Here is a 15,138-nt window from a genome sequence, read left to right on the forward strand (position 1 = left end):
CGATGTCGGATCAGCCTGTGGCCGGTGGCGACGAGCTCGGCCTGGGCACGGATGATTTCCGGCTGATCAATCGCAGCGGCTTCGGCGACGGGCTGAACTCTTACGCGCACAGCATGGCTTGGTTCAAGGGCCGCCTGTTCGTCGGCACCACGCGCGGCGTGCTGCAGATGAACAAATGCAATCTGCCGACGCCGAACATGCTGCCCTGGCCGACGGACTGGAAGAAGGACGTCTACGACTACGACCGGCGCGCCGAGATCTGGTGCTACGACCCGCTCGCCAAACAGTGGACGCGGCTCTATCAGGCGGTCTGGGTCACCGGTGCCAACGGCCAGCAGGTGCCGCGCTACATCGGCTTCCGCGGCATGGCGGTATTCCAGGGCGGCAGCGATGCCGAGCCCTGCCTGTACGTGTCAACCTGGGCGCCGGCGCGTGCGCCGGAACCGCCGGACATTCTGCGCTGCGAAGACGGCCTCAGCTTTCAATCGGTGCCGCGCCCGCCGTTTGGCGCGAACGTGCGTTCGTTCCGCACGCTGCAGCCGTTCCAGGGCCGCATTCACACCACGCCGACCAGCTCCAGCGCGGTGATCGGCGGCGTGCGCCGGGCGCTGGATTCCGTCGGCAGCGAATCGACGATCTACTGCACCGACGACATCGCCGGCGCGAAGTGGACCAGCGCCAATACCGAAGGTTTCGGCGAGCGCGCCAACATCACCGTGTTCGAGATGGTCGAGTATCACGGGCGTCTGTACGCCGGCACGGTCAATCCGCGCGGCCTGCAGCTATGGCGTACCGAGCAAGCCGACAAGCCGCCGTACACCTGGAAGAAAGTGCTGGACAAGGGCGCCTTCCGAGGCAAGCACAACGAGGCCGCCGCCAGCCTGTGCGTGTTCAAGGGTGCACTGTATGTCGGCACCGGCATCGCCAACGGCGGCTTCCACCGCCAGTTCCGCATCGGCCCCGCCGCATCGGAAGTGATACGGGTCTGGCCCGACGACTCCTGGGAATTGCTGGTGGGTCTGCCGCGTGAAACACCGGACGGCCTGAAGTCACCGCTGTCCGGTTACGGCGCAGGTTTCGACAACTTGTTCAACGGCTACATCTGGCGCATGGCGGAGCACCAGGGCTGGCTGTATGTCGGCACGTTCTCCTGGGCCAACGTGCTGCCCTACGTGCCTTTGAACGTCTGGCCCGAAGACGTGCTGGTGCTGGTGCGGCGCTGGGGCCTGGACCGACTGAATCGCGACATGGGCGGCTTCGACCTGTGGCGCACGCCCGACGGCGTGCGCTGGGAAAACGTCACCCGCTCGGGCTTCGAAAACCAGTACAACTGGGGCGTGCGCAACTTCGCCTCGACTCCGCATGGCCTGTTCGTCGGCACCGCCAATCCCTATGGGCCGGAAGTCGCGATCCAGCGTCACGGCAAGTGGCAGTACGTGAAGAATCCGCGCGGCGGCTGCGAGGTTTTTCTGGGCCATCGTCGCGGGCCGAACGAATGACGAAGTCGACGAGCGTCGTCGTCCTGCTGGGGACGCCGCACAGCGGCATCGAGGCGCAGGCACAGCGGCTGGCGCAATCCGGCAACGGCGTGGACCGCGGTGTGTACCTGGGCGATCTGCAATTGTCGCTGGTTGACAGGGTCAAACAGCTGCCCGAGCTTTATGCGCTGGCGCAGACGCCGCAGCACGAGCCTCTGTTCGCGGCACTGAGCCGCTATCTGCCGGCCGCTGCGGAAAACCCCGCCGCGTTTCTCGCGCTGCATGCGAACTGGAGCATCGCCGAATTGCTCGAGGCGCTGCTCGGCGCGATCGATACGCCGCTGGTGACGATGACCGATCTGTCGGCCGGCTTCCGCATCCATCAAATCGAGCGCTGGTTCGCGCGCTTGCCGCGAGCCGTATATGTGCACGTGACGACGCCGCTCGCGCCGTTCGTAGAAGCAGCCACCGCGCACTACAAGGGCAGGCTGTTCACGCCGCCGGACTATCGCGATCACAACGTGTTCAACGCGGCGCCGGTGCTGAAGCCGGAGCTTGCCTGGTATCAGATCCACGCAGCCTTGGCACGCGCTTTCTCGGACGCGCGTGATCTGAGCCGCATTCGCGTCGATATCGCCGAACTGGCAGGACTCGATGCCGATGCACTGCTGGCCCGCGCAACGACGACATCAGAGCGCTTCAACTGGCCGTATGCGCGCCAAGAACTGCGGGCGATGGCGCCGACACTGCCGCAGCTTGAAGCATCGATCGGTTACCGCGGCAGCTGAGCCGGATCGCCGGGCAAGCCGCGGCGATCCGGCGGAACGCTAAAACGACAGCTGCAGACCCAGGTAGGCGCTGCCGAAGCTCAGCTCGCTGTCGTCGTCTTCGAGCGCATAGCTCTGAACACCGATCAGTCCCGCGAAAACCGGCGTAATGCGGTAGCCGATGCTGGCATCCAGGCTCGCGCCGCCAGTCCCGTCCACATCAAGGAAAGTCAGCTCGGCATTCCACATCAGCTTAGACTTGTTCTGGTCGCCGATGCCCAGCGTCACGCCCCAGCCATTGCCGTCGTCGCTTTCCCCTTCGATCTCGAAGTCCAGGCTGACGTACTCCGCCGCACCGTAGAGCCGGATGCTGCCGACGTCACCACCGTAACCGGCACCGAGACGGACGGTGTCCAGATCCATGTCGGCATCGTACTTGTCGCCGTCGATCTCGATTTTGTTCGCCGAATAGCGCGTGTACTGGCCCCGCAGAAAGACATGCTCGTTGACCTGGAGCGCGGCGCGGAAATCCGCACTGCTCAGGTCGGCATCGACATCCAGATCCCCATCATCCAGCTCGAAGCCGCCACTGCCGATCGCGGCGCGTAGGTTGCCAAGCGCCTGCGCCTGCGCGCTGATCCCCAAAACCCCGAAGCAAAGCAGTAAAACCCGATATTTCATAAGTCCCCGCATAAGTTCCCGCATAAGTCCCCGTTCAACCCCGTTGATTGCTCCGACGTCTGTCGCGCCGGCGCGCGATCCTGCCCGAGTTTCCGGCAGATAGAAACCCATTGCCGCGGGAAAGAAGCGCAGTCCGTCGCCAGCCACTAAAATCCCGCCATGGCGAAACCACGGAAGAATCGCGGCCTTGTAGCCGCACTGCTGCTGTGCGCGGCGCCGCTGGCATCGGCTTTTGACGACACCCAGATCGAAGCCCTGATCACGAAGATGACGCCGGAAGAAAAAGCCGGCCAGCTGACGCTGGTGGCCGCGGTCTACGAGCATGAACCTTCGGACAACGAACGCCAGCCTGGCGAACCCACCGCGATGCAGCGGCAGCTCAACGAGATCCGCGAAGGCAGGATCAGCGCGGTGTTCAACGGTATCGGCGCCAACTGGGCGCGGCAGCTGCAGCGCGCCGCGGTCGAGCAGTCGCGGCTGAAGATTCCGGTGCTGATTTCGGTCGATGCAATCCACGGCTTTCACACGATCTACCCGGTGCCGCTGGCGGAAGCGGCGAGCTGGGACCCGGCACTGGCCGAGCGGGTGGCGCGCGCCACCGCAGTCGAGGCCACCGCCGCCGGCGTCGCCTGGAACCTGGCGCCGAACGTCGATATCGCGCGCGATGCGCGCTGGGGCCGCGGCGTCGAAGGCGCCGGTGAAGACGTGCTGCTGGCCTCGCGCTTCGCTGCGGCGCGCGTGCGCGGCTATCAGAAAGGCGGAAGGCTGGCCGACGACGATGCCATGATGGCGACGCCCAAGCATTTCGCCGGCTACGGCGGCGCTGAAGGCGGGCTCGACTACAACGTCGTCGACATCTCCGAACGCACGCTGCGCGAGGTCTACCTGCCGCCGTTCAAGGCCGCGTTCGACGCCGGCGCCGGTGCAGTAATGGCCGGCTTCCACGAGATCGGCGGCATTCCGGCGATGGCGAACTCGGCGCTGCTCGACGGCGTGCTGCGCCGCGAGTGGCAATATCCGGGCCTGGTGATCTCCGACTATGCCGCCGATCACGAGCTGGTAGAGCATGGTGTCGCCGCCGACGATCGCGCGGCGGTGAAGCTCGCCTTCATGGCCGGCGTCGATATGAGCATGACCAGCCGGCTTTACCAGCAATATCTGCCGGAACTGGTCGCCAGTGGCGACGTACCGATGACGCGGCTCGACCAAGCGGTGCGTCGTGTATTGCGCGCCAAGCGCAATCTGGGGCTGTTCGACCGGCCTTATGGCCGCATGGACACAGCCCGGGAAAAGCGCTTTTCACATACGGCCGACATGCGGGCGCTGGCCCGCGAATCGGCCACGCGCGCCATCGTGATGCTGAAGAACGATCATGATCTGCTGCCGCTGCCGCGTACCGGCAAACGACTTGCACTGATCGGCCCGCTGGCCGGCGGACCGGCCGATCTGAATGGTCCCTGGACGGTGTTCGATGACCGGCATGACGCGGTCAGTGTCGAGGCCGGCCTGCGTGCCGCGATCGCGGACCCCACGCTGCTCAGCGTGACTCGCGGCAGCGACATCGATGCGCCGCTCGAAGGTGGTATTGCCGCCGCAGTCGCCGCCGCAGCGGCGGCCGACGTGGTAGTGCTCGCAATCGGCGAAGGCGAGGCGATGTCCGGTGAAGCGCAGTCGCGCACCGAGATCGTGATTCCAGCGGCCCAGCAGGCGCTTGCAGAAGCGGTTGCCGCCACTGGAAAACCGCTCGTGGTACTGCTGCGCACCGGTCGCGCGCTCGCGCTGACCGGCGCGGTGCGCGACGCAGACGCAACGCTGGTGACCTGGTTCCTCGGCGCGGAAACCGGCCATGCGATCGCCGACGTTTTGTTCGGCACCGTGAGTCCGAGCGGGCGCCTGCCGGTCAGCTTTCCACAGGCATCGGGCCAGGTGCCCTACTACTACGCGCACAAATCCACCGGGCGGCCGCCGCCGCCCGGCCCGCTGAAGGAATACACCGCGCGCTACCGCGAGCTGACCGCGGCGCCGCTGTATGCGTTCGGTCACGGGCTGAGTTATTCGACGATCGAATATTCTGCGCCGGCACTGAGCGCGCGCACGATGCCCTGGAATGGACGCCTGAAGGCGAGCGCGACCATCCGCAACACCGGCCCACGCGCCGTGGATGAAACGGCGCAGCTGTATGTGCACGACCGGGTTGCCAGCGTCACCAGGCCGGTCCGCGAACTGAAGAATTTCCTGCGCGTGCATCTGGCGCCGGGCGAAAGCCGCGAAGTCAGCTTCGAACTGTCGCGTGCGGATCTGGAATTCATCGGCACCGAGCTGAAGCCGGTCGCCGAGCCCGGTGAATTCGATCTATGGATCGCGCCCTCGGCGGTCGATGGTTCGGCCACGCAATTCACCTTGATGCCGCCACTGTAGGAGCGGCTCTTAGCCGCGATTGAGGCCTCAACGGCACGATCGCGGCTAAGAGCCGCTCCTACAGTTGAGAATCAGCAAGGCTCAGACGAACAGCGTCGTCAGCGCCTGGCTCGCCGGCAAGGCGATATGGCGATCGAACAAGGATGAAGCCTCGGTGGTCTCTGGATTGATCTCGACGAGTTGCGCACCCGAACGTTTCGCCAGGGGCACGAAAGCCGCCGCCGGATAAACCACGGCCGAGGTGCCGACCGCGACGAACAGTGAGCACTCCGAGATCAATTTCCCTGCGCGCGCGAACACCGCTTCGTCGATCGAGTCCTCGAACCAAGTGATGTCGGGCCGCAGCCAGGCAGCGCAATGCTCGCACTTTCGGCTGGCGTAGGCGCCGCCCGAAAAATCGTCGCGAATACCGTGCTGGGTGCAGCGCATGCGCCACATCGAACCATGCAACTCCGCGTCGACCCGCACGCCGGCGCGTTGCAGCATGCCGTCGATGTTCTGCGTCACGACCTGCACTCTCGGATGCGCAGCCTGCATCGCGGCGAGCGCGGCATGCCCCGCGTGTGGTGCGCATGCCAGCACGCTTGCGCGTCTCAGCTCGTGAAAGTGCAGCACTCGCTGCGGATCACGATCGAAAGCGCGCTGGCAGGCGTAATCCTCGTAGCGATACTGCGCCCAGATGCCGCCGGCGCCGCGATACGTCGGCACTCCGGATTCGGCGGACAGGCCGGCGCCGGTGAAGAAAACGACCGAGGAGTGTTCACTGATTGAAATTTGCATACGAGCTTCAATCCTCAACTGTAGGAGCGGCTCTTAGCCGCGATTGTGTCAGTGAAGCCTCAATCGCGGCTAAAAGCCGCTCCTACAGATTCCGATCAGGCGCGCAGGAAATGCTTCAGCCGCGGCCGCACACTCGCCGCGTGCGACAGCGGAAAGAAGTGCCCGCCGCCGGGCACGACTTCGACTTCGGCCTGCGGCAGCAGCGCACTCAGGCTGCGGCAGGACGGCATGCAGCGCGACAGCTCGCCGTAGATCAGCAGCAGCGGCGTATCGCGCAGCTTGTCGGCGAGCACGTCCGCACTGAAGCCGGGCTGTAAAAGCTGCTCGCGAACGCCGGGCGTGTCGATCAGATCAACCCAGGCACGCGCAGTGCGCGCCGCGCCGCGGCCCTCGCCGAACGGGGTCACCGCATCACGGCTCGGCAGTTCCGCGTTGCCCGCTTTCAAACGCGCGACCACTTCCAGGAAGCGCAGCCCGATCTGTTCTTCCATGGCCCAGTCAATGCCGGACTTCTCCGCCACATCGATCTCGAACGCTGACAGATACGGCATGTCCGACAGCATCTGCCGCGGCTGCAGCGCATTGACCTTGGTGTCCATCACGCACAGCGACTGCACCCGCTGGGGCTGAGCGGCTGCGTATTCCAGCGCGACACCGCCGCCATAGCTGTGACCGACCAGATGGCATCGTTCGATGCCGATGCCGTCGAGCAGGCCGGAAAGATCCGCGGCCAGTGCCGTCGACGAATATCCAGTCGCCGCGCGCTCGCTGTAGCCGTGCCCGCGCAGGTCGTACATCGTGCAGCGATATCGATCCTGCAGCGGCAGCGCGTATTGCGCGAACCAGAACGCGCGGCTCGCGGCGAGGCCGTGGACGAAGACCAGATCCGGCCCCTCGCCCATCTGCTGCCAGGCGAGCTTGACGCCGCCGACGACGGTTTCGCCCATACGACCGCCAGCCTAGATCTTGGTCGCGACGAAGTCGGCGATCTGGCCGATCGACAGGTCGTCGACGTAGCGGCCTTCTTTCATCAGCAGTTCGTTGAACGGCAGTTTGCTCTTGTGCACCATCTGCTCAATGGCGACGACCAGCTGGATGATATCGATCGACTCGAAGCCGAGGTCGCCGAGCAGCTTGGTTTCGCGCGTCATCTCGCCTTCGAATTCGTTGTCCCAGTCCTGGGTGAAATCTTTCAGCAGCTCGGAAAGTTGGCCGACGAGCTGGTCGCTGGATGCAGGCATGGGACTCCGGTTTTATGAATTCAAGTTGAGAAAAGCGGCTCCGACAGCTTCTCGACCATGAGGCCGGAGGGCTGACGGGTAACACTGTAGGTGTCCGGATGCAGTAACGGTAGATTGCCCTCGGCAACGTGCTGTTCGAAGAACTCGAGTGTCGCTTCCACCTTCGTGAAATCCACCTGTTTCTTGTACGGCGCGAGATCGTAACGCCACCACTGCAGCTTCAGAAAGCGCTCTACCAGCCTATCATCGAAGCGCAGCCGAACCACCCGGGCCGGTGAACCGACCGCGATCGCATAAGGCGGAATATCGCGCGTCACCACCGAACACGCGCCGACGGTCGCGCCATCACCGATGGTGACTCCGCGCTTCACGAACGAGCCTGCACCGATATAGGCCTCGTGCCCGATCACGGTATCGCTGGGCACCGTGTCGACATACGACAGCCCCGGCTGTTTTTCCGGCGCGAGTCTCGCGAAGTCCTCGAACTGATACATCGTCGGCATGTATTGCGGGCGGGTGAAAGCAAACGGGTGTGAGCTGAAATAATTCTGCGGGTGCTCGGGCGGACCGATGATCGACGACTCGCCGATCTGCGAGTAGCGCCCAAAGTGGGTGCGATAGGCGCTGGTAATTCCCGCTGCGTTGAAAAACGTGAACGCACCGAGACTGCAATCCTTCAAGCGGTGCCCCTGAGGCCAGGCGGGCCGCTCGAAAAGCAGTCTCCCAGCAATACCCTGGCCCTCCTCGGCGACCAGCCCACGTTCAAACAGCGCTCTACCGCCAAACTCGTTCGGCATGTCCATGCTCATTCCCTGGGTTCTTTATACCTGGGAAGTTGCATTACCTGTGCCGCATTCGGCAAACCTGTCGGCCGAACGGCGCTTTTGACCGTTCAAATGGTCCGCCGCCCGTGCAACGGTATCATCCAGCCGACAATCCGCCTTTCCTTTCGTATCTATTCCATGTAGCCGAGCATCTGCAGCTGTTCAATGATCTGCTGCTTTTCGGCGGCGTCCATTTCTTCGCCCGCCTCGCGCTGCACTTTCCTGGTCGGCGCACCTTTCTTGATCGGATTCGCAGCGAAATATTCTGGCGTGAAGAAGTGCGCGGCCACCTTGCCCTCCATGTCCTTGGGTACGGCGAGGCCCAGGCTGTACAGCAGGGTCGGGCAGACGTCGCGGATGTCGCAGCGCTCGGCCATGTCCGCGGCCGTGATCCCGCTGCCGGCGGCCATGAAGATGCCGTCCGGATGATGCGTGCCGGCCGGCGTAGGCCGCATGACTACCGCCGGCTGGATGTTGCGGATCGACACGAAACCGTTGTCGCGCAGCACCAGGGTCAGGTCACAGGCCTTCTCCATGTGGGCGCCTGGGAACCATTCCTCGCGCTTGAGCACGTCGACGACCACCGGCTCGCCATTCGGGTTGCGCAGCGACAGCAGGTCGGCGATCAGTTTTTCGCGGAAGGCCTCGTACTCGCTAGGCTGGATGCCCGGCTCGCCCGGCTTGGTCGATACGCGGATATGGATGCCGTTGGACGAGGGCGTGCGGCAGTACGCTGTGGTCTTGGACCAGTCGAGGTTGGCGAAATCCGAAGCCTCGCGACGCAGCGCCTGCTCGCTGCCGTCGTGTGTGGCCCACTGCAGATAACCCTTCTCTTCCAGGAACACGTTGATGCGCAGCACTTCGACCGAAGCCGTGAAACCGTGGTCGGAGGCGAAGAACACCTGCACGTCGGGGCCACAGAGCTTGACGAGCTGCTCGATGTAGTCGTCGACGTTGCGGAAATATTCGAGACAGACTTCGCGCATGCGCAAGTCGTAAGGCGTCGGCTCCGACTTCAACAGCTTCGGATCGAGGTAAGGCCAGGCCTGGTGCTGGATCTTGTCGGTGCCGTCGAACATCACCGCCATCAGGTCGGGCTGCTCGTTCTTGAGCACGTACTCGGCGACCTTGAACCACTGGTGTTCGCGCGGCAGGTGGTAGCTGACCCATTTGAAGGTGTCTTCCGGCGACAGCACTTCGGTGGCCTGCTTCTCGTTGTCGAAATCCCAGGCGAGTTCCTTCGGATCGAAACCTGGAATCTCGGCCTTCAGCTTTTCGAAAAGACCGGCCGGGTGGCTGTTGCGGCGCAGATGCTTGGCCGGAATGAAGCCTGGCACCACGGTGCCGTTGGTTTCCGCTGCCGGCGGCGCGGTCAGCGGGAAATTCAGTGCGGCGATCTTCTTGCCGTTGCGGTTGGCGATCTGCCAGATCATCTCGGAGTCGACATCGCGGCTGTCGTAGAGCGTCCAGTAGACCTCACCGCCTTTGTCTTCGGCACGGATGAAATCGAACACGCCATGCGCGCCCGGATTCTTGCCGGTCATGATCGAAGTCCATGCAGGCGGTGTCAGCGGGTTCGGCGTCGAACGCAGCTTGGCGCGCACGCCGCCTTTCAGCAGCTTGGACAGGTACGGCATGGTGACGCCGACATCCGGCAGCTCGCGCAGCATCTCGTCGAGCACCGTGAAAGTGCAGCCATCGAGTCCGATGAATAGCGTCTTGGTCTTCGTGTTTTGCGAGTCCATGAGTGTGCTCAGTGAGTGCATGGGTTGCTGAATGGTGAAACGAGTGCGCGGCCCCCGTTCCTCCCGAGTAGCTCCGCGCAGCGAAGCGTATCGAGGGATCGCACGGACCTCGGATGCGTCCCTCGCGTCGCTTCCCCTCGATACGCGCCTGCGGCGCTACTCGGGGCGAACGGATGGCAACTCGGGAGGAACGGACAATATTGTGTTGTCGAGGTCATAGCATCAGGCCGTCCTGCCCAGCGTGACGATGGCGGCGCCGCGGATCGCCGTTCCACGGCAGAGCGCGATCACGGTATCCGTGGCCGTAGCGTCGATGTTGTAGTGCAACTCCACCTCGAACTCCTGCGCGCCGTGCCTGACGCGCGCCCAGCAGCCCTGGGCACTGTCCAGCTCGGCTTTCATGATCTGCCAGTCCAGCGGCCGGCCTTCCAGGCCGGTGCCGGAAGATTTCGCCGCGGCCTCCTTGGCGCACCACAGTGCAACCGCGGCACGACGCAGCTGTTCCTTCGGCTGACTATGCAAAAAGCGCTGCGATTCGTCGGGACTGAAAGCACCGGCGATCAGGTCTTCGGCATCGACTCGATCCAGATGCTGGAAGTCGATGCCGGGCGAGGATTCCGCCGGGCCGCAGACCGCGACCGCCGCACGCCGGCTATGGCTGATCGACACCGACGGGAACAGCACGCCGGCCGGCCAGCCGAGCACGCCGACGAGATAAGGCTCGCCGCTGGCACGATTGCCGATCTGGATGTCGGCCGCGGCGAAATCGATCTTCAGATGTTCGCTCGCCCAGGCGCGCACCGCATCCTTGGCGCAGACGCGGCCGACCAGCCATTCCTCGCGCCGCGGACCGGTTATAGGCAGTGCACCGCTGAAGACGCGGCGCTCCTCGTCGTTGAGCACCAGCGCGGCGAGCATGCGCTTCCACACCGCGCTGCCCAGATCGAGATAACCGGCCTCGAAGGCCAGCAGATGGCGAGCGGCCAGACCGCTGCCGGCGAGTTCCTTTTCGAGGCAGGGCAGCGACAGCGAACGCTCGATCGGCGCCAGGCGGTAGCGATACAGATTCTGCGGAGCGGAATACTTGACGTCTTCCCAGTTCGCGGCACGCGCGATCAGCTGGCCTTCGGAATCGATCAGGTCGAACTGGCAGTCGATCTTGTGCGGCGCGATGTGAATCGCGGCGCGGCCCAGCAGCTTGCGGTCGGGCGGCAGCGGATCGGCGTACTGCGTGTAGTGGCCGAGATTGAACGGGAAGCACTTGTAGCCCCAGCTCAGTTTCTCGGTCAGCCAGTAACCCGCGAGCTGCCCGGCGGCATCGAGCAGCGCCGCGTCGATGCGGAATTTCGGCGTCGCCGTGAACGAGAAATAATCATGCGTCGCGATCGTCGCCAGATCGGCATCGATGCCTTCTTCGTTCCAGCCGTGCAGCGCCTTGACGCCCTGCAGCCGCGGGCCATGGAACATGCCGTGGCGATACAGCTCGCCCGGCGGATTGGTGCGTGCCGGCAGCAGCGCGCCGGCACTGAGAGCACGTGGTGGCGGCGGCGCCGGATAGCGTTCGGCGAGCGTCACCTGGCCTTCGAACACCAGTGTCGGCACGCCCTGCTGATACGGATCGAGCTGGAAGATTTTCACCGCGACGCGCGGCGCCTCGATCGGCGAGCGCAGACGCTCGGCGACGATGCGCAGGCTCAGGCGCTTGTCGTTGTCCAGGCTCAGCCAGCGATGGCCGCGACAGGCGTCTATGGCGGTGACTTTCAGTGCATCGCCGGCAAGCTTGCAGGCCGCCTCGGCGATGATTTCCATGCTGAACGTGAACGGCACGACGATCAGCGGCAGCAGCTCCGGCGCGCGCGCCGAAGGCGGCAGGCCGATCGCGTGATCGAGCAGGAACAGGTCGGTGTACGCGGTGTAGAGCCGCTCGCTGACCAGCTGCTGGGTATCGAGTTCGAGGATGCGGCCGAGCAGCGGATAGTTTGGGTCCAGCGCCGGATCACCGAGCGCTGAGGCCGCTGGCATCGACATCTGGATCGGATTCGCAGCCGTCGCCAAAACAGCCGGCATCGGCGGCGGTATCGCCGCGCCGGACGCCGGCAGGCCGCCGAGCACGCGGGCCTGCGAATCCAGGAAGTTCTGCATCAGCGAGAAATGCGATTTCAGCGCCGCCATCCGTGGATCAACTGCAGTCGGCCTGGCCGCGGCCGGCGGCATGCCGGCTGCCGGAACCATGCGCTCGACTTCGCGTATCACTTCCTTGACCACGACCTGAGGCGCCGGCGCACGCTTGGCCGGCGCCCAGTCCTCGGGCAGACGCATCGTCGGCATCTGCAGCTTGATCCTCAAGCTGCGGCGCGCGACGTGCTTCGGCGCCGCGGCCAGCTCGATCACGGCGACGTCGCGATGCGCGTACAACGCCGCCGGCTCGAACGCTACGCCGGCTGCGAACAGCTGCGCCAGCATCGCGTGCAGCTGCGCCACATCGGGCTTGCGGCGGCTGTTGCTGGACACCGCGACGACGTCGTCGCGATCACGCAGCGCGTCGCCGACGAAGGACGTCAGGTTGCCGCTGGGGCCGACTTCGACGAACACGCGATAACCGTCTTCATAGAGTTGCTGCAGCGTCTCGGTGAAGCGCACCGGATTTTCCCACTGCTGCGCCGCGAGTTCGCGGATCGCATCGGGCTCATCCGGGAACGGCGCGATCGAACGCGCCGAGTACAGCGTGCTGCGGCCGGGGCCGAAATCCGCGCCGGCGAAATATTCGCGGTAGGCATCGGCCAGCGGCTTGAACAATGGCGTGTGATAGGCGCGGCCGAACGGCAACTCCTGGCAGATCGCGCCTTCGTCGGCGAGGCGCTTGGCTAAAACCTGGGCCTCGGCCGGCGGCCCGAACATCACCAGCTGGTTCGGGCAATTGTCCATCGCAACTTGCATGCTGCCGCTGCCGGCGAGCAGTTCCGCACGCAACTCCGGTCGCAGCGCGCCGAGCGTCAGTAGCGTGCCCTCGGTGATGCGGCCCTCGGCTTCGAGCCTGCGGAAGATCCTGTTCAGATCGCGGATCGATTCGGCGATCTCGTCGCGCGTCTTGAAGCGGCGCACGCCGCAAGCGGTGATCGCGGTATTCTCGCCGGTGCTATGGCCGAGCATCGCATCGGGCTCAAGGCCGAGGTCGTCGAGCAGCGCCTGGATCGCCATGCTGGCGGCAAACACGGTTTCGGCGGCGACGTCCATCTCGTACAGACGCGCTTCCAGCGCCTTGAGCTGCGTTTCGTCATGGCCGGTCGGCGCCGGGAACACGGCAGGCGCGCGCGCCGCCGCGCCGTTGCGCAGCGCGGTGCTCTCGATGAAATCGAACCAGTCGCGCACCTGCGGGAACTGCGTGCACAAGCCGGCGAGCATGTTGCTGTACTGCGCGCCCTCGCCCGGATACAGGAAGCACAGCTTGCCCGGCGCCGCGCCGCGGCCGTAATGCAGGCCGCTACGCGTCTTGAACGGCTTGGCCTCGGCGCGCTGCAGCTTGTCGATCGCCTGCTGCAATTTTTTATGCAGATCGGTGGCGTTGTCGGCGACGAGCGCCAGCCGATGTTCGCCGCGCGCATGCGCACTGCTGGCGCGCGCGATGGCCGCCAGCTCGGTCGCCGGCTTGGCATTCAGATGCGCCAACGCCGCCTGCGCCAGCAGCACCAGTTCGGAGATCGAATCCGCCGCCAATGTGATCAGCTCGGTCGGCGACGGCCGGTGCAGCACCTGCACCTGGAACCTGGACGGGCCGCGATATTCCTCCATGATCACGTGCGCGTTGATGCCGCCGAAACCGAAGGCATTGACGCCGGCGCGACGCGCGTGATTCTTGCCATGTATCCACGGCCGCGTCTCGGTGTTGATGTACAGCGGCGTTTTTTCCAGATGCAGCTCGGGCTCGGGTTCGTCGCACAGCGTCGGCGGCAGAATCCGGTGATGCAGCGCCAGCGCGGTCTTGATCAGCGATGCCGAGCCCGAGGCCGGCAGGCAGTGGCCGATCATCGACTTGACGGTGCCGACCGCGATCTGCGGCCCAGGGCCGCGATCGCCGAAGATCGCCTGCAGTGTTTCGATCTCGGTGCGATCGCCGATGTCAGTACCGGTGCCGTGCGCTTCGATCAGATCGACCGTCGCCGGGTCGATTCCGCTGCTCTCGTAGGCGCGGCGCAGCGCCAGCACCTGGCCTTCCAGCCGCGGCGTCAGCAGGCCCTTGGCGCGGCCGTCGGAGGCGACGCCGATGCCCTGAATCACCGCGTAAATGCGGTCGCCGGCGGCCTCAGCATCGGCCAGGCGCTTCAGCACCAGCATGCCGACACCCTCGCCCAGCAGCGTGCCGCTATGGCCTTTCTGGAACGGCCGCAGCTGGCCGTTCGACAGCGCCTTGATCTGCGTGAACTGCACGTACAGCTGCGGCGGAATCTGCGCCTGGCTGCCGCCGGTGATCATCAGATCGCTGCGCCCGGTGACCAGTTCGCGCACCGCCTGGTCGAGCGCCATCATCGTCGAGGCACAAGCCGCGTCGACGATGTAGTTCGGGCCCATGAAGTTGAGCCGGTTGCAGATCAGGCCGGTGATCACGTTCGGCGTCAGCTGGCTGACCAGCTCGCCGCTGTACGGCGGCAGCTGCTGCTTGAAACGATCGCGCAGATCGGCGAGTTCGGTCGCGCTGAAATCCGGGCGCAGACCCGTAACCGCCTTCATCATTTCATCGACGAACAGCGCGTGAAACATCACGTTGGCCTGGCCGCGATTGGTATACGTACCGCGGCCGAGTATCACGCCGGCGCGGCTGCGGTCGAAGTCGCGCTTTTTATAGCCGGCATCGGCCAGCGCGTCACCGGCCTGCTTCAAGGCCAGCAGATGGTCGGGATCGCCGCCGTCGGCCTGGCTCGGCATCACGCCGTATTCGGTCGGATCGATCACCGCCAGATCGCGCAGGAATCCGCCGCGATTGGTGTAGATGCGATCGTTGCGCTGCGCCCAGTGCTCCTTGTCGAGGAAATGGCTGGTCCATTCCTCGTCGGCCGGGCCGATAGCGTCGACCTTGTCGAGAATGTTCTGCCAGTAGGCGCGCACGTCGCGCGCGCCGGCGTAGCAGCCGGAGACACCGACGACGGCGACTTGCAGCGGGTCGCTCATTGACCGCCCTGCGTAGGGCGGGTCATGACCCGCCGCTTTTG

At 64.9% G+C, this 15,138-nt stretch carries 10 protein-coding genes; 3 read left to right on the top strand and 7 right to left on the bottom strand.

Annotated elements, in window-relative coordinates; genetic code table 11:
• Nucleotides 1–2: 2 nt before the first annotated feature.
• Together JWQ90_RS11355 and JWQ90_RS11360 are read left to right on the top strand one after the other, a co-directional pair.
• Entirely contained in the window at nt 3–1,499 is a 1,497-nt protein-coding gene (locus JWQ90_RS11355; protein WP_299693707.1) for a hypothetical protein, read from the top strand.
• Entirely contained in the window at nt 1,496–2,266 is a 771-nt protein-coding gene (locus JWQ90_RS11360) for a hypothetical protein (RefSeq protein ID WP_299693710.1), read from the top strand. The genes JWQ90_RS11355 and JWQ90_RS11360 overlap by 4 nt, the downstream gene beginning before the upstream one ends.
• Before the next feature lie 39 nt (nt 2,267–2,305).
• Here the strand turns inward: JWQ90_RS11360 and JWQ90_RS11365 are convergent, their stop codons facing one another.
• Nucleotides 2,306–3,073: an outer membrane beta-barrel protein gene (locus tag JWQ90_RS11365; protein WP_299693713.1), complete on the bottom strand. Its 768-nt coding sequence runs from the start codon at nt 3,071–3,073 to the stop codon at nt 2,306–2,308.
• Nucleotides 3,074–3,085: 12 nt separating this feature from the next.
• On the opposite strand from JWQ90_RS11365, the gene JWQ90_RS11370 reads away from it, so the two are divergent.
• Nucleotides 3,086–5,344: a glycoside hydrolase family 3 N-terminal domain-containing protein gene (locus JWQ90_RS11370; RefSeq protein ID WP_299693715.1), complete on the top strand. Its 2,259-nt coding sequence runs from the start codon at nt 3,086–3,088 to the stop codon at nt 5,342–5,344.
• Nucleotides 5,345–5,425: 81 nt separating this feature from the next.
• On the opposite strand, the gene JWQ90_RS11375 is transcribed toward JWQ90_RS11370, so the two are convergent.
• The 6 genes from JWQ90_RS11375 to JWQ90_RS11400 form a co-directional block, all read right to left on the bottom strand.
• Nucleotides 5,426–6,124, bottom strand: coding sequence for a Sir2 family NAD-dependent protein deacetylase (locus JWQ90_RS11375; RefSeq protein ID WP_299693718.1), 699 nt, complete (start codon nt 6,122–6,124; stop codon nt 5,426–5,428).
• Between the two features lie 95 nt (nt 6,125–6,219).
• Nucleotides 6,220–7,071, bottom strand: coding sequence for an alpha/beta hydrolase (locus JWQ90_RS11380; protein WP_299693721.1), 852 nt, complete (start codon nt 7,069–7,071; stop codon nt 6,220–6,222).
• A 12-nt stretch (nt 7,072–7,083) separates the two neighbouring features.
• A complete protein-coding gene (locus JWQ90_RS11385; protein ID WP_299693724.1) occupies nt 7,084–7,365 on the bottom strand; it encodes an acyl carrier protein in 282 nt (93 codons plus the stop codon).
• A 20-nt stretch (nt 7,366–7,385) separates the two neighbouring features.
• On the bottom strand, nt 7,386–8,168 hold the full coding sequence (locus tag JWQ90_RS11390) for a CatB-related O-acetyltransferase (RefSeq protein ID WP_299693727.1): 783 nt from the start codon (nt 8,166–8,168) through the stop codon (nt 7,386–7,388).
• A 152-nt stretch (nt 8,169–8,320) separates the two neighbouring features.
• Nucleotides 8,321–9,934 carry an alkaline phosphatase family protein gene (locus JWQ90_RS11395; RefSeq protein WP_299693732.1) on the bottom strand — a complete coding sequence of 538 codons (1,614 nt, stop codon included), beginning with the start codon at nt 9,932–9,934 and terminating at the stop codon, nt 8,321–8,323.
• A gap of 222 nt (nt 9,935–10,156) precedes the next feature.
• Complete coding sequence (locus JWQ90_RS11400) at nt 10,157–15,097, bottom strand: type I polyketide synthase (protein WP_299693734.1); 4,941 nt, start codon at nt 15,095–15,097, stop codon at nt 10,157–10,159.
• Between the last annotated feature and the right edge of the window lie 41 nt (nt 15,098–15,138).

Source organism: Hydrocarboniphaga sp. (assembly GCF_028291725.1).
GTDB lineage: Bacteria > Pseudomonadota > Gammaproteobacteria > Nevskiales > Nevskiaceae > Hydrocarboniphaga.